The 23,488-nt window shown below is 34.7% G+C and carries 19 protein-coding genes; 10 read left to right on the forward strand and 9 right to left on the reverse strand.

Going from position 1 to position 23,488, the window contains the following annotated elements; all coding sequences use genetic code 11:
• Positions 1–367 precede the first annotated feature (367 nt).
• Positions 368–604, forward strand: coding sequence for a hypothetical protein (locus AC3E9W_RS22965; protein ID WP_488770213.1), 237 nt, complete (start codon positions 368–370; stop codon positions 602–604).
• A gap of 248 nt (positions 605–852) precedes the next feature.
• Here the strand turns inward: AC3E9W_RS22965 and AC3E9W_RS22970 are convergent, their stop codons facing one another.
• The 6 genes from AC3E9W_RS22970 to AC3E9W_RS22995 form a co-directional block, all read right to left on the reverse strand.
• Positions 853–2,577: a tetratricopeptide repeat protein gene (locus AC3E9W_RS22970; protein WP_488770214.1), complete on the reverse strand. Its 1,725-nt coding sequence runs from the start codon at positions 2,575–2,577 to the stop codon at positions 853–855.
• 459 nt (positions 2,578–3,036) lie between these two features.
• Positions 3,037–3,753, reverse strand: coding sequence for a 6-phosphogluconolactonase (gene pgl, locus AC3E9W_RS22975; RefSeq protein ID WP_488770215.1), 717 nt, complete (start codon positions 3,751–3,753; stop codon positions 3,037–3,039).
• Positions 3,737–5,266: a glucose-6-phosphate dehydrogenase gene (gene zwf / locus AC3E9W_RS22980; protein WP_488770216.1), complete on the reverse strand. Its 1,530-nt coding sequence runs from the start codon at positions 5,264–5,266 to the stop codon at positions 3,737–3,739. Before zwf ends, pgl begins: the two co-directional genes overlap by 17 nt.
• Positions 5,267–5,294: 28 nt before the next feature.
• Positions 5,295–6,704, reverse strand: a complete 1,410-nt coding sequence (gene gndA, locus AC3E9W_RS22985; RefSeq protein WP_488770217.1) for an NADP-dependent phosphogluconate dehydrogenase — start codon at positions 6,702–6,704, stop codon at positions 5,295–5,297.
• 779 nt (positions 6,705–7,483) lie between these two features.
• Entirely contained in the window at positions 7,484–8,557 is a 1,074-nt protein-coding gene (locus AC3E9W_RS22990) for a calcium:cation antiporter (RefSeq protein ID WP_488770218.1), read from the reverse strand.
• A gap of 177 nt (positions 8,558–8,734) precedes the next feature.
• Positions 8,735–9,070: a winged helix-turn-helix transcriptional regulator gene (locus AC3E9W_RS22995; protein ID WP_111290528.1), complete on the reverse strand. Its 336-nt coding sequence runs from the start codon at positions 9,068–9,070 to the stop codon at positions 8,735–8,737.
• Positions 9,071–9,337: 267 nt separating this feature from the next.
• On the opposite strand from AC3E9W_RS22995, the gene AC3E9W_RS23000 reads away from it, so the two are divergent.
• On the forward strand, positions 9,338–10,081 hold the full coding sequence (locus AC3E9W_RS23000) for an SDR family oxidoreductase (RefSeq protein WP_488770219.1): 744 nt from the start codon (positions 9,338–9,340) through the stop codon (positions 10,079–10,081).
• 385 nt (positions 10,082–10,466) lie between these two features.
• A complete protein-coding gene (locus AC3E9W_RS23005) occupies positions 10,467–11,435 on the forward strand; it encodes a hydrogen peroxide-inducible genes activator (protein WP_488770220.1) in 969 nt (322 codons plus the stop codon).
• A 298-nt stretch (positions 11,436–11,733) separates the two neighbouring features.
• Here AC3E9W_RS23005 and AC3E9W_RS23010 read toward each other — a convergent pair whose 3' ends face one another.
• Both AC3E9W_RS23010 and AC3E9W_RS23015 read right to left on the reverse strand, forming a co-directional pair.
• Complete coding sequence (locus tag AC3E9W_RS23010; RefSeq protein ID WP_488770221.1) at positions 11,734–12,498, reverse strand: alpha/beta hydrolase; 765 nt, start codon at positions 12,496–12,498, stop codon at positions 11,734–11,736.
• Between the two features lie 266 nt (positions 12,499–12,764).
• Positions 12,765–13,181 (reverse strand): OsmC family protein, encoded by a 417-nt coding sequence (locus AC3E9W_RS23015; RefSeq protein WP_488770222.1) that lies wholly within the window; start codon positions 13,179–13,181, stop codon positions 12,765–12,767.
• Positions 13,182–13,500: 319 nt separating this feature from the next.
• Here AC3E9W_RS23015 and AC3E9W_RS23020 point away from each other — a divergent pair, with 319 nt between their 5' ends.
• From AC3E9W_RS23020 to AC3E9W_RS23035, 4 genes are read left to right on the forward strand one after another with little or no spacing between them, the layout of a single operon-like run.
• The gene (locus AC3E9W_RS23020; RefSeq protein WP_488770223.1) at positions 13,501–14,043 is read left to right on the forward strand and encodes a hypothetical protein; all 543 of its coding nucleotides are present in this window, start codon (positions 13,501–13,503) and stop codon (positions 14,041–14,043) included.
• Entirely contained in the window at positions 14,033–15,394 is a 1,362-nt protein-coding gene (locus AC3E9W_RS23025) for an NUDIX hydrolase (protein ID WP_488770224.1), read from the forward strand. The genes AC3E9W_RS23020 and AC3E9W_RS23025 overlap by 11 nt, the downstream gene beginning before the upstream one ends.
• A gap of 36 nt (positions 15,395–15,430) precedes the next feature.
• Positions 15,431–16,483 carry a nucleoid-associated protein gene (locus AC3E9W_RS23030; protein WP_488770225.1) on the forward strand — a complete coding sequence of 351 codons (1,053 nt, stop codon included), beginning with the start codon at positions 15,431–15,433 and terminating at the stop codon, positions 16,481–16,483.
• Entirely contained in the window at positions 16,483–17,460 is a 978-nt protein-coding gene (locus AC3E9W_RS23035; RefSeq protein WP_488770226.1) for a hypothetical protein, read from the forward strand. Before AC3E9W_RS23030 ends, AC3E9W_RS23035 begins: the two co-directional genes overlap by 1 nt.
• Before the next feature lie 142 nt (positions 17,461–17,602).
• Here the strand turns inward: AC3E9W_RS23035 and AC3E9W_RS23040 are convergent, their stop codons facing one another.
• Positions 17,603–17,833 (reverse strand): hypothetical protein, encoded by a 231-nt coding sequence (locus AC3E9W_RS23040; RefSeq protein ID WP_488770227.1) that lies wholly within the window; start codon positions 17,831–17,833, stop codon positions 17,603–17,605.
• A gap of 543 nt (positions 17,834–18,376) precedes the next feature.
• Here AC3E9W_RS23040 and AC3E9W_RS23045 point away from each other — a divergent pair.
• From AC3E9W_RS23045 to AC3E9W_RS23055, 3 genes are all read left to right on the forward strand, one after another.
• Positions 18,377–20,926 carry a dermokine domain-containing protein gene (locus tag AC3E9W_RS23045; protein WP_488770228.1) on the forward strand — a complete coding sequence of 850 codons (2,550 nt, stop codon included), beginning with the start codon at positions 18,377–18,379 and terminating at the stop codon, positions 20,924–20,926.
• A 544-nt stretch (positions 20,927–21,470) separates the two neighbouring features.
• The gene (locus AC3E9W_RS23050; protein WP_488770229.1) at positions 21,471–21,884 is read left to right on the forward strand and encodes a cupin domain-containing protein; all 414 of its coding nucleotides are present in this window, start codon (positions 21,471–21,473) and stop codon (positions 21,882–21,884) included.
• Between the two features lie 413 nt (positions 21,885–22,297).
• Positions 22,298–23,317, forward strand: coding sequence for an alpha/beta fold hydrolase (locus tag AC3E9W_RS23055; protein WP_488770231.1), 1,020 nt, complete (start codon positions 22,298–22,300; stop codon positions 23,315–23,317).
• Positions 23,318–23,488: the final 171 nt, after the last annotated feature.

Here is a 23,488-nt window from a genome sequence, read left to right on the forward strand (position 1 = left end):
TATGGAAGAATTATTACGTAAAAAATCCTATCATTGTAAACCTATAATAGGACTAAAACTCAACTGTAAATCTATTTTAGGATTAAGTATAAATATGTAAACTTTTTTCAGGACGAGACAGGGGAAAAGCCATTTACGAATATTCAACAGGAAGAACATTATTTATAAAGCCGACACCAAAATTATGACGTACTATTATTATATTTTATATCGAATTTTCAACACTTTAAGTAACCCTAAAAAGCAAAATAATGCTACGACAATAAATATTCTATTAACAAACACAAGTACACTAATAGTTTGGTTTGGCATTTATGCGATGCTATCTTACGTAGATTATTATTGTTTTAATATTTCAAACGTCTTAGTGCCAAATGAATTTTTTGTATTTTTCTACTTAGTAATTTTAGGCTCATTAAACTATTATTTTTTTATAAAAGATAAGAAGTTTTTGAATTACGGTTTCAAAGCAGATAAAAAAGGGGGGTATCTAATTCTTGGATTTATTATTTTTTTGGTTGTAAGCTTTGTTTTTGTTGCCAATAAAAACCGTGAAAAAATTTCTAAAGAATATGAAAATGCGAGAATAGAAACCAATAAATAGTCTCGATTTAAGGATAAAAAAATTATTCAACAACATAATCAAAGTAAAAATTCGTTCCAAAATGAAATGGATTTTTATTTTATAGAATATAATTGAGCATTTCTCCCATAAATAGTTTTAAAATTAAAAAGTTGCGCAAATGTCTCTGACTTTGCGCATTTTTTTTATCTTAGAAATAATTAAATCGATAAAAGTTTTGATTACATCTCAAAAATAAAATTTTAAAATAAAAATCATAAAAACTAGAATCACTCCAAAATATTAGAAGAACCCACAATCTTCATATCGGCATATTGCCAAGAATCATCAAAAGAGGGTTTAATTTTTAAAGCCTCTTTTTCTTTTTTCTGTAAGGATAAAGAATTATAAAGTCCGATTAGGGCGAAACCGTTTTTGGGAAGCGTTTGTAAATCTTGTCTGTAGATTTTTTCAGCTTCGGCATATTTTCCAGCTTTCAGGAGAACAGCACCTAAATAATGTCTCACGGAGAAAAACCAATCAGGCGGTTCGTTGTAATTTAAATGATCTTCGATTTCTATGGCTTTGTTTAAAAGTACGGTTGCTTTATCTAAGTTGTTCTTTTTTGCTTCAATTCCTGCAGAAAGAACGTTGTTGGCAATTTGAACCAAATCATACGTGGTATTGATATTCCAAATTGTGATGTCTTTTAAAGTTTGGTCTTTAGCTAGTTTATTGAGAGAAGCGAGCTGTTTTTCGGCATTAGTAATATCATTTTTTCCAAGATAAGCCATTCCTTTGGCATAATGCCAAATCGCATTTGGATAAATGAGATCTTTATCGGGTTGCGGAATTTCCATAATTTTATCCCACATTGAGAATTTTACGGCAATGTAATATGGAATGCTATAATAATGCTGTAAAGTTCCCCAACCAGCCTCACGCATAATTTTAGGAGAGATATGCTGTTGTAATGTCAGTGCCGATTTCCAAGCCAATTGCGAGTTTCCTTCTAAAGCTGCAGTCGCCGTCAAAAAATGATAATTGTGCGGATAATAGGCGAGAGGATAAGCGCCTTGCGCATTACAGGCAGTGGAGTAAAGGCTATCAATTCTAACCGCTTCAATATTGGAAAGCGTGCCTTCGTGATAATCTCCTGTACGAATGTAAATATGAGAAGGCATGTGAATCAAATGTCCCGAACCAGGAACCAATGTTTCTAGCAATTTAGCACTTTTGAGTCCGTTTTCTGGATGTGAAGAAGCTTCTACAGCGTGGACTAAAAAATGATGCGCACCGGGATGTTTAGGATTCTTTTTAATCAATTCGTTTAAAATAGCCAATATCTGCGGTGTCCATTTTTTCGGAATGTAAGTATCTTTTTCATACAAATCCCAAGGATGAAGATTCATTAGAGATTCGGCGTAAAGCGCTCCAATATCTGGATCTGATAGAAATTTCAGATATACCTTTTTCATTGCAGCGGCATAAGCTGTATCTAAAGGTTTTCTGTCTGCAGGGGGATTTTTTGCGTAACGTACAGACAAAGCGTCAATCATAGCAATTTCTTTAGGCGTGCATTTTGCAGAAAGTTTTTTAGCTTTTTGAACGGCATCATAAGCGCGCTGAAAATTATCTTCTTCCATTCCGCCATTATAATTCGGACCTAAAACATACGCAAAACCCCAATACGCCATAGCACAATTCGGATCTAAACGACTAGCTTCGTAAAATGATCTCGCAGCCTCGGCGTGATTGAAACCGTAAGCTAACATTAATCCCTGATTGAAATAGTCCTGCGCTTCTGGATTATTCGTAGAAATTTGAAAAGAAATGCCATCAAGGCCTTTAAACTTTGGTGCTTTTTTATTTTGCGTATACCAATCTTTGTCATTCGTCTTCGGAATGTAGCAGCCTTGCGTTGCATTAACTTTAACAGATTTGGGTTCTGTATTTTTATCTTTACAGCAAACAAAAAGAAGAAAAACAGCGATTAGGAAGTAATTATATTTCATTGCAAAATTGGATTTGAAATTATATAATTCGTATAAAAGTCTGCTAAGGGAGAATAGTCAATTGATTGAATAGGAGAGTATTATGCAAATTTAGATAAAAAAGAAATATATTCTTTGTAAATGTTTGTTTTTCACGGCTGTGTGTTTTTTGTTTCACGCAGATTAAAAAAAGATTGAAGCAGATTTAGCTGATTTTTTAAATTAATCTGCCAAATCTGCTAAATCTGCGAGAGAAAAAAAAGGTTATACTTTGGCTAAAATTTTACTCCCGCAGATCTTGCAGATTCAGCGGATTTTTTTAAATGTTTTATCTGTCATATCTGCTAAATCTGCGAGCGAGGAATTAAAAAAATCTGTGTTGATCTGCTTAAATCTTTTTTAATCTGCGTGAAACTTCAATAAAAAAAGGTTTATACTTTTCAGCGTAAACCTTAATTTCTATAATTATAAAACAATTTCTTAGTTTGTTCCAGCAGCAGCTTTGTCTACTAAAAACAATAATTCACCAGAAACGGGTTTAATCAATTGCATTGGGTAAAGAGTCGGATTGTATTCTCCTTTTGTAACTTCTTTTAAAGCATGTGTTTTCTTTTCTCCGAAAGCCACTACAACAATTTTTTCTGCTTTGTTGATTAATGGGGCAGTCAATGTAATTCGATACATTTTTTGAGGCGCTAAATAATAAGCATCAACCCATTTCGTTTGCTCTTCTAAAACCGCTTCACCAGGGAAAAGAGAAGCCGTATGTCCGTCGTCTCCCATACCTAAAAGAATCAGGTCAAATTTTCCTTCTTCGCCTAAAATCTTTCTGATAGTCTGTTCGTAAGTGGCAGCATATTCTTCTGGAGTAACACCGTCTTTGTACATTTCGAAGATATTTTCTTGCGGAATCGGAACGTGGCTCAATAATGTTGAATACGACATTTTAGCATTGCTCAAATCATCGTTTAGCGGAACCCATCTTTCGTCTCCCCAAAAAATATAAACTTTACTCCAGTCTATTTTACTTTTGTAAGCATCAGAAGCCAATAATCTGTAAATTCCCGCAGGAGAAGAACCTCCTGTAAGAACAGCTGTAAATTTGCCTTTTGCAGCAATAGCTTTTTCTGCAGCTGTTACAAAAAGATCTGCAGCTGTAGTGTTAATTTCTTCTGTGTTATTATAAATCTGTGTCATTTAAAACTTCTTCTTTTGTTTGTGTATTCGGAATCCATTTGTGGCCTTGGCGCGCTAACAATTCGTCAGCTTCTTCAGGACCCCAGCTTCCTGCTTTGTAATTTGGGAAATTGGTTGGAGCAGTTGTCTTCCAAACTTGTTGAATCGTATCAATTGCATCCCAAGCTTCTTCTACCTGATCCCAACGCATAAATAGAGTAGGATCTCCCAATAATGCATCGGCAATTAAGGTTTCGTATGCTTCTGGTGACATGGTTGAACAAGCGAAATAATCAAAAATCATTTCAGCTGGTCTTAAAGACATGGATAAACCAGGCTTTTTGGTCATAAACTGCAGTTTAATGTCCATTGATGGCTGAATATTGATAATCAGTCTGTTTGGTGTCATGCCTTCTTTTCCGTAAGAAAACGAAGAATGCGGCACTGGTTTAAACTGAATAATGATTGAAGACTGTTTTTCTTCCATTCTTTTTCCTGAACGCAAATAGAAGGGAATGCCCTGCCATCTCCAGTTGTCCAGATAAATTTTCATCGCAACATAAGTCTCTGTATTAGAATCTGGTGCAATGCCTTTATCTTGGCGGTAACCCGGAACTGGAACGCCTTTTATTGCGCCCGCATCGTATTGACCTCTAACAATATAATGATCCACTTCTTCTGGCTTGATACGACGAATTGACTTCAAAACATCTGCTTTTCTGTTACGAATATCGTCAGCGTTTAAAGAAGCAGGCGCTTCCATAGCTGTCATACATAAAATCTGAAGCAAGTGGTTCTGAATCATGTCTTTTAAAGCTCCGACACCTTCGTAGAATCCGCCTCGTTCTTCAACGCCGACTTCTTCTGCAACGGTAATTTGTACGAAATCAATAAAATTACGGCTCCATAAAGGCTCAAACATTGAATTCCCAAAACGGAAAGCTAAAATATTCTGAACCGTTTCTTTTCCTAAATAATGGTCAATTCTATAAATCTGCTCTTCTTTGAAAGTTTGCGAAAGCATTTCATTCAATTCAATTGCAGAAGATTTATCGTAACCAAATGGTTTTTCGATAATAATACGATCTTGTTTCGGATTTGCCGCAAGACCGATTTTTTTGATATTGCTCGAAATTGTCGAAATAAAAGAAGGCGTAATCGAAAGATAGAAAAGACGGTTGGCACGTTCGCCAAAAGCCAGGTCAAAATTGTTGATTTTTTCGTTCAATCCGATATACGATTCTTCTTTGTCAATATCAAGACTGTGATACGTGATATGAGAAAGGAATTTTTCTGTTTCTGGGTCCGCAATTCCTTTTTTTCTTGAAAATAGATTTAGATTTTCTAAAACATAACTGCGAAAATCTTCATTGGTTTTTTCTGCTCTTCCAAGCGCAATAATCTGGAACTTTTCAGACATACGTCCGTCAAGGTACAGATTTTGAAAAGCGGGAAAGAGTTTTCTCTTTGCCAAATCTCCGGTTCCTCCAAAAATAACAATGATTGTTGGATTCTTTAGTTTATTTTTAGTCATTGTGTGTGGTTGTGTTGTTCTTTTTTGGTTATTCAGCCCATTGTGTATGGAAAACGCCTTCTTTGTCTATTCTTTCGTAAGTATGCGCTCCAAAGTAATCACGTTGTGCCTGAATCATATTGGTTGGTAACTGAGCAGATCGGTAGGCATCAAAATAAGCTAGCGAATTCATTAATCCTGCCACTGGTAATCCTTTCAAAACAGCAAACTGAATTACAGCTCTCATTCCGCCTTGGTTTTCGGTTAATTTTGAAGCAATTCCGCTGTCTAAAAGTAAGTTTGGCAAATCTGCTTTCGCTACATAAGCCTTTCTGAAATCTTCCAAAATTGTCGCACGAATAATACATCCGCCACGCCAGATTTTAGCCACCGTTTCCAGATTTAATCCGTAGTTGTATTCTTTAGAAGCGGTATGAAGCTGAGCCAATCCTTGAGCGTAAGTCACGACGATAGAAAAGTATAAAGCCGACTTCAAAGCGGCAATCGCTTCGCTTTCGTTTACACTACTTTCATTGGCATTCCAAACCAATTTCTTAGCTGCTTCAATTCTTTCTGGTTTCGTTTTAGACATATCGCGCATGTTTACCGCTGCGTCGATTGTTGGAACTGGAACCTGTAAGTCCATCGCGTTTTGCGAAGTCCATTTTCCTGTACCTTTAGATCTTGCCCAATCCGAAATTTTATTGATTAAAAGACTTCCGTCTTCGTCTTTTTGTTTTAAGATATTTCCAGTGATTTCAATCAAATACGATCTCAAATCATCGGTTTCGTTCCATTCAGCAAAAGTTTTCTGAATCGTTTCATCATCCAAATTATAACCTCTTTTCATTAAGTCATAAATCTCAGAGATTAGTTGCATGATTCCGTATTCAATTCCGTTGTGCACCATTTTTACGTAGTTTCCAGCAGAACCATTTCCAAGATATTCTACGCAAGGTTCGCCGTCAACTTTTGCAGCAATCGCTTCAAAAATAGGACGAAGTCTCTCGTATGCCTTCTGATCACCTCCCGGCATCATTGCAGGTCCGCGTCTTGCACCTTTTTCACCGCCAGAAATACCCATTCCGAAGAAATGGATTCCTTTTTCAGACAATTCTAAAAATCTTCTGTCAGTATCCGTAAAATAGGTGTTTCCACCGTCAATAATAATGTCTCCTTTATCTAAATGAGGCAATAAACTTGCAATAGCGCTATCAACAGGTTTTCCCGCAGGAACCAATAACATAATGGCTCTTGGCTGCTGAATAAGTTCAACGAAATGTTTTACATCTGTAGTCGCTTCGATGGTGTGGTTGGCATCGGCTTCTTGTTGAAGAGAGTTAACTTTTTCGGTATCTAAGTCTAAACCTGCAGCCGCGAAGTTATGGCTGGCGATATTTAAAAGTAGGTTACGGCCCATTACACCAAGTCCTACAATTCCAAAATCAAATTTGCTCATAGTTTTTAATTAACTAAATTATTAGAAAGCTGTTTTTTGCAGAAAAAGGCACGAAAAAGCACAGTAATGTTTTTTAGTTCAATGTTTTGCAGAAAAACAATGGTTATTTTAATTTTTTACATTCAAAATGCAGACCGCTAAGTTAGGCAAAAATGCTGAAAAAGGAGGAGTAAAATAGTTCACTTTTGGTCTTTATTGTGATACTTTTTATGTGTTAAAAATACATTTATTACAGTTGTTTTTAGTGCTTTATGGAACTATATCGTTGTAATACTGGTAATGGCAATTAACGACTTTATATATGATTCGTTTTTATATAATTTGCTTCACTTTGTCAAAGTTTCAAACTTTGACAAAGTTTTTTATTTCAAGCTCCCGATAGCTATCGGGGTAATAGATCCATCAGATTGTTTAAAAGATTTGGCATTTTTATTATAAAGAATAATTTGCAGCATCAGAATCCGAAGAATTCAAATATTTATAGAAATTTTTTCTAGCGTTTAAAGTGCGACCCCGATGGGGTCGTATAACTATCAATGATTAATTGCTATAAATATTCGAACCTTTCAGGTTCATTTGTTGGTATTTATTTATTGCAAAAATCCTACAGTAAATAATCTAACTCGTTTTTATTGATGATCTGCTTCAATCTCTTTATATCTGCGTGAAACAAATCGACGCTCCAACCTTTTATATTGGAGCTATGTGTTAGAAACTAGTTTCTTTTTTTATTCTTTTTTGAAGTGAAGAAAATCTATGCTTCTATGTGTTTAAAAAAATTAAGGATAAATCATCAAAAACATAAACGCAAACAGATTCACCAAAAGCACCACACCGTATACAATATTCGATTTGCCTTTGCTTAAAGACAGCATAACTGTAAAAACAGATAAAGCCAGCAATACAATAGATTTAATGTCAAGACCTAAAACAATAGGCATTTTCATAACGATGCATACAGCGGCGACGCTCGGAATCGTTAATCCGATACTGGCTAAGGCAGATCCTAGAGCCAAATTTAAGCTCGTTTGCAGTCTATTTTTTCTCGCGGCTATAATCGCAGCAATTGCTTCTGGCAATAAAATAATAATGGCAATGATTACTCCGACCAAAGATTTCGGAAGATTATATCCAACAATAATAGTTTCTATAGTAGGCGATAGCGTTTTGGCCAATAAAACTACAATCCCCAGACTTACCAGAAGAAATGCTAAACTGGTATAAAATGTTTTATTGTTGATTTCTATCGGATGCGTTTTAGCTTCTTCATCGGTTCCATTGCTGAGAAAATATTGTCGATAGCCTTTAGTTTGGGCAAAAAGAAAAGAAGAATAAATGACAATACAGGCAATAGAAGCAAAGATTAGCTGTGGTGTTGAATAAAAAGAACCGTGGACGCTTTCGGTAAAAGTCGGGAATACCAAAGTGAAAACGATAATAGAAATTAGGGAAACCAGACCAATTGTTACTGACGAAGTAGAAAAATTCTGTTCGTAATGTTTAATGCTTCCAATAAGAAGACACAAACCTATAATTCCGTTTAGAATAAGCATTGTTGCAGCGTAAACGGTATCTCTAGCCAGAGAAACAGCGTTTGTACCTTCAGAAAGCATTAAAGAAACAATAATAGAAACTTCAATTACGGTAATTGAAATAGCCAAAATAATCGTTCCATAAGGTTCTCCAACACGTTCTGCAATAATTTCAGAATGATGCACAGCCGACATAACGCTCAGAATAAGCAGTATACTTGCCAAAATTTGAAAAACTGCGCTGTTTTCTATCAACCCGCTGAAGAGCAATATCCAAGAGAGAATCGGAATTATGATGGTCCATTGTAATAAGTGTTTCATTTTTCTAGCTTTAAAATTAGTTACAGATTCCGATAAGGCCAACAGAACCGAATTTAGTCTTCTGTAAGATAAGATTTTTATAGCTGAAAATCTCGAAACAAAGATATTTTTAAGTACTTTTTAAGTTTGTTTGCCTATTGTATTTAGAGAAATCAATTACATAAAATGTATCTGTTTTTAAGAATTTCTGATGATTTCTTTTCGGTGCGATTTTCCCCATTTGATCATTTCTTCGATCACTGGAGCAAAAGATTTGCAATACGGCGTAGATTCGTATTTTACCTGAATTTCAGCATCGCGGTCTTCTGTTCTTTTAATCAGCATATTGATTTCCATTTCTTTCAGTTCGCGCGAAAGCATGCGCGTCGTTATTCCCGGAATACTGCGCTCAATTTCTCTAAAACGATGATTTCCGTTGCAAATCGAATTGATAATCGGCAAACGCCATTTACCACCCAACACATGCAAAGTGTCTTGCAAAGCCTGCACTTCTTCTTTCTGATTTCTTTCCATTATTCATTTTTTTTTTTCCGCCACGAATTCACGAATTTTTTTTTTAAAGCTTTCCTCACGAATTATATTGATTGAATATCAATCAATATAATTCGTGTAATTAATCACATTTTTTTCGCACAGATTATAAAAAATAATTCGTGAATTCGTGGCTATAACCCCATCGTCGCGGATTGAATTATTTAGTTTGGTATACTCCATGTAACTGGTTACAAAGTTATACCAATTTGAACTTAAATTTGCTAAATAATTTTTAAATATTAAAAAATGGAAAATCTAAAAAATAAAACAGCCGTTATAACAGGCGGAAACAGCGGAATAGGATATGCAACAGCCAAACAATTAAAAGAGCAAGGCGCGAATGTGATTATTACCGGAAGAAGAAAAGAAGCGATTGAAAAAGCCGCTTTAGAATTAGGCGTTACAGCCTTCACAGCGGATCAATCGAATGTTGCGGATATCGAAAAATTGGCTGCTCAAGTAAAAGCCGATTTTGATTCGGTTGATATTTTGTTTATCAATCCAGGAATTGCTGGTTTGGGAACAATCGAACAAACTACAGAAGAATTGTACGACAGTATTATGAATGTCAATTTAAGAGGAGCCTTTTTTACTTTAAGCAAATTTATTCCGATTTTGAAAGACGGAGCTTCTGTAGTATTTCTTTCTTCAAATACTGCGAGTATGGCAGGGCCAGGATCTTCGGTTTATTCGGCGAGTAAAACGGCTTTGAATTCGTTTATGAAATCGGCAGCGTTAGAATTAGCACCAAGAAAAATTAGAGTAAACTCCGTAAGCCCAGGACCAACTGAAACCGAAGTCATGAAAAAAGTAGGTTTAGACGAAGCTACCGTAAATGGTATTATGGATGTTGTAGTAGAAAAAGTACCGCTAAAACAAATGGGAAGGGCAGAAGACGTCGCTAAAATGGTGTCGCATTTAAGTAGTGAAGCTGCAGTGTTTATGACTGGGGCAGATATTATTATGGATGGAGGAATGGTTTTATCTTAAGGTGCTGAGCTGCTAAGGTACTGAGCTTCTAAGTTCTTTTCTTATTGAGTATAAAAACAAAAGCGATCCGTTAAGATCGCTTTTTTGATTTCAAATAAGTTTATTTTGAAAAAACATCATTTAAGAATGATAAACGCAATATGCTCCAAAAACTACTCCATCTGCATTTACTCCATTCCGTTACGCTGTTCATAAATATGTACGATAAGTTGGATGCTTTGGATTTTGTTTTTTATGAAAAAGATGGTTTTTATTTGCATTCTAAATAATTTTGCGTTTAGCAGCAACTTTGTCAAAGTTCAAAACTTTGACAAAGTTTTCATTAGAAATTAAAAATAAAAACTTAGTACCTTAGCATCTCAGTAACTTAGTAGCTAAAAAACAAATGACTATCCAGCAGTTAAAATATATTGTAGCCTTAGACGAAGAACGCCATTTTGCACGAGCTGCCGAAGTTTGTATGGTAACACAGCCTGGACTGACCATTCAGTTAAAAAATCTAGAAGAAGAAATCGGAATTAAGATTTTTGATCGAAATAAAGTGCCGTTGACACCAACTGTTTTGGGAATTGAAATTATTAATAAAGCCAAAAAGATACTTCGCGAAGTCGATGAAATTCGTGATTTTGTGATCAACGAAAAAAATCTGTTGGAAGGGGAGTTGAAGCTAGGCATTATTTCCACTTTATCGCCTTATCTGATTCCGTTATTTATTCAGGCCATGAAAGAAGCGGCGCCAAATGTACATTTTATTATTAAAGAAGGATATACGGGGCACTTAATGCGTGATTTAGAAACAGGTGCAATTGACGTTGCCATTATGGCGACACCAACCGGAAACCCAAATTTAATTGAGCATGTTGTTTTTAAAGAGCCATTTGTTGCCTATTTAAACCAGACGCATCCTATGGCAAATGAGGAGTTTTACGAAATGCAGCCCGGCGACAAAACAGAATTGTTATTACTGCATCATGAATATTGCTACAACGCACAATTGCTAGACATATGCGGACTAAAAACATCTGATAAAATTAAGGAGCAATTTACATACGACATCAATTCGATAGAAACTTTAAAGAATCTAGTTCGCGCCCATTTAGGATTTGCCATTATTCCTAAACTTTCTACTATAAATGAATCAGGCGGACTTTTTAAACCTTTCAAAGAACCCGTTCCCGTAAGAGAAATAAGTCTAGTAGTTTCCGATTCTTTCTCCAAAAAATTGCTACTGGAAAAAATGAATGAAGCGATCTGGAACTGCCTTCCCGAATCACTCAAAAAAGATTTCAATTATAAAAAAATCCGCTGGAACGATTCGCCTTATTTTATAAAGGCAATCAGTAAGATATCTTAAAATTCCAATATGAAAATTCCAAATTCCAAGCTATACTGTAACTTAGAATTTTTACGTCCAGTTTGTCATTTCGACGAAGGAGACCCGAGCGATAGCGAACAGGCGAAGCAAATCTTCGCGAGAAACTCTACAAAGATTGGCGACATTCTTTGCAGAGCTACTTGCGTGTCCTTCGACTTCGCTCAGGAAGACAAGAGAACTTGGATTTTGGATTTTTTTATTTGAAGCTTCTCCCAATCCATTGGAATTTGGACCCGAGCGATAGCGAACAGGCGAAGCAATTTAAAATATTTGGAATTTAATTTTTCGAAGCATCAATAATCACATTTGCCACTTTTTCTGGCTGAGAAATAAACACCACATGGCTACCTTTAATCTCCGTGATTTTGGTGTTAGAACGTTTGTACATGGCACGTTCGATATCAGGATTGATACTTTTATCTTCAGTCGCTACGATTCCGTAAGAAGGTTTAGTTCTCCAAGCCGCTTTAGTTATTTTGGTTAAAAAACCTTGTGCATGAAAAGCACCTTGCGAAGCATACATAAAATCGGCTTGTTCTTTGCTCAAATCTCCTGCAAAACCAGCGTGGAATTTAGCCTTGTCATAATACGCAATTCCTTTTTCATCTGGAGGCAATACACCATTTTCTGGAGCTGGAGGAGCAGTTTGTAGCCATTGAACAGAATTTTCGCCATTATCAGGCTGTAAAGCCGCTACGTAAACCAAAGCCGCTACTTTCGGGTGATTTCCAGCTTCTGTAATTACAGTTCCACCCCAAGAATGGCCCACCAAAATAGTTGGTCCGTCTTGTTTGTCTAAAGCTAAGTTTGTAGCATTCACATCATCCTCCAAAGAACTCAACGGATTCTGAACGATGGTTACATTATAGCCTTTTTTAGTCAATACTTTGTATAAACCCTGCCATCCAGATCCATCTGCAAACGCACCGTGAACCAATACGACATTTTTAATTTTAGGGTTAGTTTGTGCGTTTACGTTTGTGAATGCTATACTAAAAATTATTACTGCGAATGCTAAAAAGCTTTTAAATATTGTTTTCATTTTTATAAAATTTTAGATTGTTGATTTTGATTATTTGTTGGAATTCCGTTTCCCCACAGTTTTGTCATTCCGAGGAACGAGGAATCTTCGCAAGTAGCTCCGCAAAGATTGGTGATATTCTTTGAAGAATTTCTGGTTCATCCTTCGACTCCGCTCAGGAGGACAAAGCTTTGTACGAAATGAGTTATAGCGAAAATACTAAGCAAATCACACAAGTAATTCCGCAAAGTGATTTGGAATTTGGAATTTTAAAATTTGGAATTTATTTATAATAAAGTGATTGCTAAACTAATCTCAGTATTCAGCAACTTAGAAATTGGACAAATTTCTTTTGCTTTTTGTGCAGTTTGCTGAAAATCTTCTGCAGAAATTCCAGGTACTTTTCCAGTAAGTTCTAACTGAATTAAAGTAATAGTTCCGTCTTCAAAAGTTACTTTAGCGGTAGTGTCTAAATCTTCTGGAACGAAACCAGCTTCAGACAATAAAAAGCTTAATTGCATTGTAAAACAGCCCGAATGTGCCGCTGCGATTAATTCCTCAGGGTTGGTTCCAACTCCTTGCTCAAAACGAGTTTTGAATGATAATTGTGCATTGTCTAAAGTTGTGCTTTGTGTACTAATGGTTCCTTTTCCTTCCATTCCTGTACCTTTCCAGTTTGCGTTTGCTCTTCTTGTAAATTTCATGATTTCTATTTTTTAAATTATTTTTTAAGATGTTCAAATCATTTCTTTGATTTTGATGAGACAAAGGTATAGGGAAGGTGGTTATTAATCAAATTAATAATTTTTAGTTGTTATAAAAATAATTTATAATATTGAATTGTTTTATATGTTTTTTGATCTTCAATTGTTTCGGTCAAATCAGGTATAAATACGTATTGGTTAGCATTTTTTTATAATTATTATTGTTGAAAGTTTAAGTTGATTTATGGTTTTCCGTAATCCCAATAGGTTATAAATAGTGAAATTTGTTTGGATATAAATAATAAAAAAAAATTAAAACATGAATAAAAAGAATGAATGGTTCAAATTAGATAAAAGAAATAGAACCATATTATATAGGTACTTATCTTTTCTATTGATTATGTCAACAATATTTTCGGCAAGTTTGGTTTGTCTGAAAGAAGAAATAATTAATTTAATAAGTATTGAAAAGGTTTCAATTTTAGGATGTATAGTCTTTCCTCTTTTAGGTAGTAGTATATTTTATATAAGAAAGCTTTACAAAGCTTGTATAAATCTTGATATTGTCGAGCCAGTTTGTGATCAAGATAAAATTAGACAGACTGGAATTGTCTTTTATTTTCTACTTAGGCCAATTTTTTCAGTAGGTTTAGGATTACTGCTTTTTTTATCTTTTAAAATGGGAGTTTCTACTATGGTAAAATCACCTGAATTAAATGATGGATTTGTTTATTCATGTATGTTTTTTTCATTTTTTATTGGGTATTCTTCGGGGGATGTAATCGATAAGTTAGAAAAAATAGGTAAAGATATAGTTCAAAAAAGTTTTGACTCAAATAGTGAACAAGGAAATGGCAAATAAGGAATCAATAAAATTATTAGAAGACAAGGCAAAGTTATTGAAAACATTAAAAGATAAACATGGAAAAAGACGTCCAGTTTTAATTGAATTTTGCGGTACTCCAAAATCTGGAAAAACAACTTCTATTTCTGCACTAAATATTTTTTTAAAGCGCAACGGCTTTAATACCGAAGTGATTCATGAAATGGCTGCTTTTTGCCCAATTACAAATAAAACACACCCACACTTTAATACTTGGACCTTATTTTCTTCTCTCACTGAGATTATTAAGCATTACTCAAATAATAATATAGACTTTATTCTTGTTGATCGATCAATATTTGATGCTTTATGTTGGTTCGATTGGTTAAATAATTCTAATGAAGAATGTCCTTATCTAGATGATCAAACATTTAATTCTTACGAGAATTTATTAATAGGGAGTAAAATTTTATCAAGCTTGTTTGATCTGACTTTAGTGTTTAAAGCAAACCCTGATGTTTGTATGAAGAGAGAATTCTCATTCTTACTTACGGAGAAATCAGGCTCGATTATGAATAAACATGTTTTGAAGTCATTTAACAAATCAATTGACAATTGTATAGAGAAGTACGAAAAAAAGTTTAATAAATTAGTTTTTTTTGAAACCTCAGACGATGAAAAGCCTGAAGAAGTAAATAAAAATGTGACAGAGAAAACTTTAGATACTCTCCTAAATTTAATAAAAGAGGATGTTGGATATTTACCAGCTCAATTAGCCAATAAACTGAAAGATGGAATAAATGATATTTCAGTTTTAAGTAATGAAATATTACAATTTGGCGAGCGTGACGTTGTTGAAAAAACTGAAGACATTCAGCCAATACCTATTGCTATTATTACTAATCAAGATTTAACTAAAATTCTAATAGTTAGAAAATCAGATAAAAAAGCTGAAAAAGGCTCCCCAGAAAGTAATAGATATTTACTTTACATAGGTGGACATGTTCGTCAAGAAGACCGATATGAAAACAATAGTCCATTATTAGAGATTTTCAAGAATACCTTAAATAGAGAAGTTTTTGAAGAAATAGGAGAATCAATTTATCCAAAAGAAATTAATCCATTTTTAATTTACAATAGAGATACACCAAAAAGTAAAAGACATTTAGCAGTTTGTTTTACTATTAAACTGAAAGATTTCGAATATAAGAATTTTAAGATTGTGTCAGAAGAACTCGTTAAAAAATCAGGAAGTTCAAAAAGTGGTCATGCTATAGACATTGAAGAGGTAACAGTAAAGTATGCAGCTGATTTTGAACCTTGGAGCTTAGCAATTCTTAAACATGTTTTTGGACAAGCTCCAAGTAAATTACAGCAAGAATTATTTTAAAAATATAGATTGAATAATCTTTAATATGTATTAAAAATGAAGAAAAAAAAGGAGATTAATATTGATACTAGTACTATATCAATTGAAAAAATTATTGTTCACAGTATTCCTAAGCATAAAAAGGATGATTTTTCTCAAGAACCACAATATAGTGAGCAAGAGAGCTCACTTCCAGATGACCTTAGATTATTTTTTAAAGATAAAGTTGTTCAATCTTTAGGGAGTAATAAAGAATTAAGAGTTTGCTATGATTCTGAAAATGAATCTCCCGTTTCATTATACATTAATGAAATAATTAACTCATTAGGGAATGATTTAGTTGAAAAATCAAAAAAAATAACAGAGTATTTGTTCAAGATCCAAGACGGTCAAAATGCTTCAGGTATCTTAGTTGTTATTTACGCAAATATTAATGATAAAGGAGCTTGTATTATTATAAAACTTGAAAGAGATGAGGGAGCTCAACTTGAATTAGATCCGATAACAAAATCTTTTAACATTAAGAATGTTAAAGATTTGATGCTAACAAAAAAGACAAGAATTTATAAAGTAGGATTGTTTATTGATAAAGATAAATTTAATACTGAATTTGATGGTAGTACAGCGGATTTGCAGATTGATCCTAGAAGTAAAAAGGTAGTTACAACATGGTTTATAGAAAAATTTTTAGGATGTATTCCACTTGAAAACCCAAAAACAACAACAAAAAAATTTTATGATTATACTACAATTTACATTCAGACTATTGATGATTCTGTAAAAAAAACAAAATACACACAAGACCTTAATTCTTATTTGCAAAAAAACTCGCAACATATAAGTGCGAGAGAATTTGCTAATGACTATATGGAAACCTACGATAAAGATAATTATGGAAAATATCTTAAGGAGAAAAATTTCAGAATGTCAGAGTTTCCAAAAGACAACGATTACATAGAGAATAAAATAAAGACTATAATGATGTTGTTTTCAAATGATATTGCTATTGTTGGTAAAAAAGGAACTTTTCAAGATAATGTCAAATTAGAAACTCAAGAAGATGGAAGAACTAAGGCTGAAATCATCTCAAAAGTTAAATTAGTAAAGTAATGAATAATGTTCAGGAAATAGTTGATTTATGGAACGACGATAAAATTAAGTATGAAAAATTAGGTAAAATTGTTAATAAGTTCATAAAAAATAAGATTACGGACTACGAAATAATACCTGAAATACATTACAGAACGAAAGATTTATTGAGCATTATAAAAAAAATTAAAAAGAAAAAACTTGAAAAAGATTATTCATATAATCATTTAAATGATAAATTAGGAATTAGAATAATATGTAAGTTTCAGGAAGAAATGGAAATATTAGATGATTTTTTACGCAAGAATTTTGATGTTAAAAATATTGAGTATAAACAGGAACATTTAGATTTTGATAAATTAGATTATATTTCAAATCATTATGATTCTACTATTAAATGCTCAATAAAAGAGTTTAAAAAGTATAGTGTATATAAAGATCTTATTTTTGAGATTCAAGTGCGTACATTAAATCAACATGCTTGGTCAAACACATCTCATTCACTTTCTTACAAACAGGAAGCAAATATGCCTGTGAATTTAAAGAGAAAAGTCTATAGATTATTATCTTTATACGAACTCGCAGACGATGAATTCTCAATAGTAAATAAGGCTTTAAAAGATTATGACAATAATAGTTATAAGCTTTTAAGAAAATTAGAAGGTAAATTTTACAAATTTGCAAAGCTAGATTTTGATAGAGATATATCACTAAGACATATTAATATTATATTAAACTATCTACAGTCAGAAAATGCTCAAAAACAAATTATCAATAATATTGAAGGATTCTTGAATGAAAATGAAGTTAAGATTCAAAAAATTTACAATCAGAATAGAAGACGTTTTCATGAAATATTATTGCTCACTCAACCTGAGATATTTATAATTTGGTTCATGTTAGAAAATTTTGGTTTTGCACTAGAAGATAATTGGGAAGATCATTTTGATCTTGAAGATTTAGAATTAATAAAGATGCTTTGGGGCAATAAACTTTAAAAACTAAAGAACTAAACGCTTAAAAAATCTTAATTAATAATTTTATTTTTTATTGTTGTTAATAGATTTCATAAATAAAAAAACAAAACCCTCAATCTTTCTCTCAAAAGACCAAGGGTTTTAATTTTTTCAAAAAGAAACCTTATTCTACATCTAAATAAGGATTTAAAGTTTCGGCTAGTTCATTCAACCAATAGAAATTATCTCTTAACTTGGTTTCTTGCTGGATGTTTTCTTTTTCGCTCATCACGTTTAGCGCAAGGGTGAAATTTACCTGTCTTAATGCTTTTGCCATAGACTGAGGGTCTATTCTGTCGTTAAAGAAATTCATCAGCCTGATTTCGGCTTCTTTTGAAAGGGTTTTGGTACTCATTACTCTGTAATTTAGGAAATATAAAACCCATGTAGCTAAGGTGTCCTACGCTTACAGAAGCGTTACGGTTGTTTCCAATGCCGCCACCATACCACATGGGCAAAAAGTTTTTTAAGTATCATATGTCTGTAATTTAGGAATAGCAAATATATCAAATTTGATGGTTTTAATATTAAGAAAATTAATACGTTTTTATAAAAACTGGTTTCCAAAAATCATTCTTCTGAAAACAAGAACCCTAGCCCTGATAGAAGCGGCATCCTTTTTCTTGCTTCTTTAGCAAGAAAAAGATACAAGCGGATAGCAGGAAACAGCTTCTAATAAAAATCCTCACTTCAAAATTCATTTTTCAAAAGCAGATTCAAACTTTAGATCAGCATAAGAATGAAGATTTACGTACAATTTGGTTTCAAATTACAATCTGAAACAAAGTAACGGACTGAATGCTAGTTTTTTTTGTGCGGTGAATTTAATTTTATACGAATCAATTTTATAAGACGACCGAAGAATAAATTTTTAATGAATAATCTAACTTTTAAATTTATGAGAAATGCTTTTCTACTAATTGCAGTTTGTCTGAGTACGATTTTGTTCTCCTGCAAGAAAGATAAAGATCAATTGAATACGGAAACGGAAAAGTCTGATAGCGCCGACACTGCATTGATTGCGGATAGGGGCTGGCCGCGCGAAGCTGAAAATAACGGTGCGAAACTGGTTTATTATCAGCCTCAGGTAGACGACTGGAAAGATTTTAAAGAACTTACGGCGCGTGTGGCTTTTTCGCTGACTCCAAAAGACGGGAAACAGGTTTTGGGCGTGGCTTCTGTAAAAGTGGAAACGTTGGTAGATAAGGACAATCGAACTGCTTTTATTAAAAATCTTCAGGTGACAGATGTACGTTTTCCTGCTTTGGACAAAAAGAAGGTTCCTGAAATGGAAAAATTGTTTAAAGAAACGCTGCCTCAAAGTGGAGATCCTATTTCGGTAGATCGTATTCTGGCTGATATAAGTCATACGAAAAGTCCGGCGAAAGGAATTGCGGGTAAAAATGATCCGCCTGCTATTTTTTACAGCACTAATCCGTCTATTTTGCTTATCGTGCAGGGAGAACCGGTTTTGGTTCCTATTGATAAATCGGATATCCAATATGTGGTGAATACCAACTGGGATTTGTTTTTTGATAAAGCAGGAAAAGATTATTATTTATTGGTAGACGATATTTGGCTGACTTCGAAAAGTGTTGAAGGCAAATGGACGAAAACGACCAAACTGCCTGCTGGTTTTAGCAGCCTGCCTTCGGGACAGAATTTTGATGATGTGATTAAAATGATTCCGCCGCCTTCTTCTGGAGGTGCGCCAGAGGTTTTTTACAGCAATAAACCTGCGGAATTGATTGCGGTAAACGGAAATCCGAAGTTTGTGAAAATTGACGGAACTAAATTGATGTATATCGATAATACCGAAAATGATGTTTTTGCCAGTGAAGCTGATGGACAATATTATGTATTATTATCGGGAAGATGGTTTAAGTCTAAAGCTTTAACGGGACCATGGACGTACGCAAGCAATAGTCTGCCAGCTGACTTTGCTAAGATTCCGAAAGATTCTCCACGTGCCAATGTGTTGTCGTCTGTGCCAGGAACGCAGGAAGCGAATGATGCTGTAATGTTATCTCAGGTTCCGACAACTGCTATTTTGAAAAAATCGGATGCTGAAGCGAAAGTTAAAGTAACGTATGATGGTGGAACGCCTCAGTTTAAACCTATTGAGGGTACCAAAATGCAATATGCTAGCAATACGCAGGAGAAAATTATAAAAGTTGGGGATTTGTACTATTTATGTTTTCAAGCGGTTTGGTTTATGTCGACTAGTCCAAACGGACCTTGGAAAACAGCCGATTCTGTTCCGAAAGAAATTTATACGATTCCGCCAAGTTCGCCAGTATACAATGTGACGTATGTAACGCAAACGACAACAGATACAACGGTTGAAAGTAGTTCGACCGCAGGTTATTTGGGTGCTTTTATAATTGGTGCTACGTTTGGCGCGATATTGACTTATGGTACAGGATGGTATTATCCGCCTTATATGTATTACGGCGGACTGTATCCAATTTATCGTCCGTGGCCTTATGCGTATGGAGGAGGAGCGGTTTACAATCCGTGGACGGGTGGTTATGCGGCCGGAAGACGTGTATACGGACCTTATGGTGCAGCAGGAACTTCGGCTTGGTATAATCCTGCAACAGGAAGATACGGACGTTCTGCAAGTGTTCAAGGTTGGTACGGTGGTCGTACGGCAGCAAGCACTTATAATCCGTGGACTGGAAATTATGCCAGAACGAATCAAGGTCATAATGCGTATGCACAATGGGGACATTCTGCTGCAACAAATGGTAATCAGTGGGCGCAGACGGGACATATTACGACGCGACGCGGAACTGCAATTGGCTATCAGACTTCGGGCGGAAAAGAAGGTGTCATTACCCATCATCGTGGCGGAGGAACGACTATTCATACCAATAATAATCTGTACGCAGGTCACGACGGACATGTCTACAAAAGAGATGCTAACGGAAACTGGAGTCATTATAATAACGGAAACGGCGGCTGGACGCAGGCAGGAACTTTAGGTTCGTCCAAAAAATCAGGAGAGGGAATTCAGAATAGAGGTAATCAGAAACTTGGCGGAGATGGCGCAGGAGAACGTATTCAGCGTGATAAACCGAATCAAGGATTAGGAGCGAATGGAGCAGGAGAACGAATTCAGCCGAAAGCAAATCAAAATTTAGGTGGCGAAACCAGAATCGGCGACGGAGCACAACGCGGTAATTTAGGAGGTGAAACTAGAATGGGTGACGGAATCCAGAGAGATAATTTCCCTAAAGCAGATCAAACGCTTGGGCATCCTGATAAACCGCTTGGAGAAGCTGGACGCCCTGATGTGACAAACGACCTCGATCGTTCTGCTTTTTCAAGAGACCGCGGAGAAATGCAAACTCGTAACTTCCAAAACATCCAAAGAGGTGGCGGCGGAGGTGGTTTCGGCGGTGGAGGTTTTAGAGGCGGCGGAGGCTTTAGAGGTAGAAGATAAAAGAGTAAAGGGTCAATTATAATTCAGAAAAATCAGGAATGGTAGCAATACTAAACCTGATTTTTTTTATGCGTTGTTTTAACCGCAAAGAACGCAAAGGTTTACGCAAAGCACGCTAAGTTTTTTTAATCTCGCAAAGACGCATAGGCGCAAAGTTATTTTAGAAAATTAAGCATATTTCAAGCTCCCGATAGCTATCGGGATAAAAAGATCTTAGCAGATTCCTTAAGATTATTTTTAAAAAATCTTTTTAGATCTGCCAAAATCTGCGTGAAAAAAAACTTTGCGCCTTTGCGCCTTTGCGAGCAATTTCCATCAGTTTTATCCACAAAGCTTTGCGTTCTTTGCGTTTCTGTAGATTCCAAAAGTAAAAAATCATTGCGTGCTTTGCGGTTAAAATCATACAGCATTTCACAACTTACACATTGTCCGTTTCACCCTGAAGTTTGTCCGTTTGAACTATTTTCTCATTTCGTAAGAAGCATTACCGATATACTTTTGACTCATAAATTAACTGATAACAAATAATTTAAAATCAAAAGTTATGGAAACGAAAAAACAAAAAACATGGATTGTAATCGCAATTATTATTTTAGGAATCATAGCCTTTTTAGTTCCGAATCAGATTGCGGCGCAGACTGGAATAAAACGTACCGATTTGCAAAAACACGATCTAAGTATTCCGGGACGTGAAACCATTCAAGCTAGAATTGATTTTGATGCACATTCAGCATTTGGAAAACACTTTCACCCAGGAGAAGAAGTGATTTATGTTCTGGAAGGTTCTTTAGAATATCAAATTGAAGGCGAAAAACCCGTAAAACTAAAAGCAGGAGAAGTGCTTTTTATACCGGCAGGCGTGGTGCATTCGGCTAAAAATAATACCAATGCCAAAGCAGCCGAACTAGCGACTTATATAGTAGAAAAAGGAAAACCGACTCTAACATTGGTGAAGTAAGATTTCAAGTTGAAATGCGTATGATTTTAACGCAAAGAACGCTAAGAATTTTACCTAAAGTGGTTTTATGTAAACGTAAAAAAGTTCGCAAAGCTTTGCGTAATAAAATGCTTTTTTAATCTCGCAAAGTCGCGAAGCCGCAAAGTTTTAAGACAAAGCTTTGTGGACTTAAAGCAAACTTAGTTTGAGCTCAAAAAAACTCAGCGCCCTCTGCGGATCCTTTGCGCTCTTTGCGTTAAAAAAAACAGCAGTAAAAACTTAGAGCCTTAGTGTCTTCGTAGCAAAAACACAAACTGTCCATTTCAACCCCAACTTTGTCCACTTCACCTTTTTTCTCCTTTCAAAACAAGCAATGTAGAGATACCTTTGACGAAGAAATTAACTGATAATCAAATACTAAAAAAAAAATAATTATGAAAACGATTTTAAAAATTACAAACAGCATTTCAATAAAAACAGTCTTAATCGCTATTTTTTTTATGGGAACAGCGTTAACTCAAGCACAAACTTCAAAACAAAAAACAATTGAAGTAAACAACTCACTAGGAACTTTAAAACAAATCAACGCTGGACTTTTAAACGTAGGTTATACCGAAGCAGGTCCAGCAAACGGAACTCCAGTAATATTACTTCACGGTTGGCCTTACGATATTCACAGCTATAATGAAGTCGTTCCGATTCTGGTTGCAAAAGGATATCACGTTTTTACGCCTTATTTAAGAGGTTTCGGAACAACGACTTTCCTGTCAAAAGATACTTTCAGAAACGGTCAGCAGGCAGCTTTAGCAAGTGATATTATCGCTTTTATGGATGCACTAAAAATTGACAAAGCCGTAATTGGCGGTTTCGATTGGGGAGCAAGAACAGCGGTTGTTGTGTCGGCACTTTGGCCAGAACGCGTAAAAGGTTTGGTATCTGTAAGCGGTTATTTGGTTGTGAATTTAGAAGCAAATTTAAAACCGCTTCCTCCAACAGCTGAATTAGGATGGTGGTACCAATATTATTTCGCAACCGAAAGAGGAAAACAAGGTTACACTCAAAACACTTACGATTTCAATAAACTAATCTGGAAAATCGCTTCTCCGCTATGGAATTTCGACAAAGCAACCTACGATCAGACAGCGCAATCATTTGACAATCCAGATCATGTAGCTATTGTGATTCACAATTACAGATGGAGACAATCTCTAGAAGTTGGTGAATCTAAATACGATGCTCTAGAAAAACGTTTGTCAGCAAAACCAGAGATTAAAGTTCCAACCATTACAATAGGAAGTGATTTTGATGGCGCTTTCGCGGATGGAAAAGCCTATGCAAACAAATTCACAGGAAAATATGAGCACAGAATTTTAAAAGGAATTGGACACAACGTTCCGCAAGAAGATCCTAAGGCGTTTGCACAAGCAATTATAGATGTAGATAATTTGAAATAAATTCCAATTTTCTAAAATTCCAAATTCCAAAAGAGCGCAGCGATTTTTAGGAAAATCTAAAATCTAAAATCTAAAATCTAAAATCTAAAATCTAAAATCTAAAATCTAAAATCTAAAATCTAAAATCTAAAATCTAAAATCTAAAATCTAAAATCTAAAATCTAAAATCTA

The sequence above is a fragment of the Flavobacterium sp. 38 genome, from assembly GCF_057799715.1.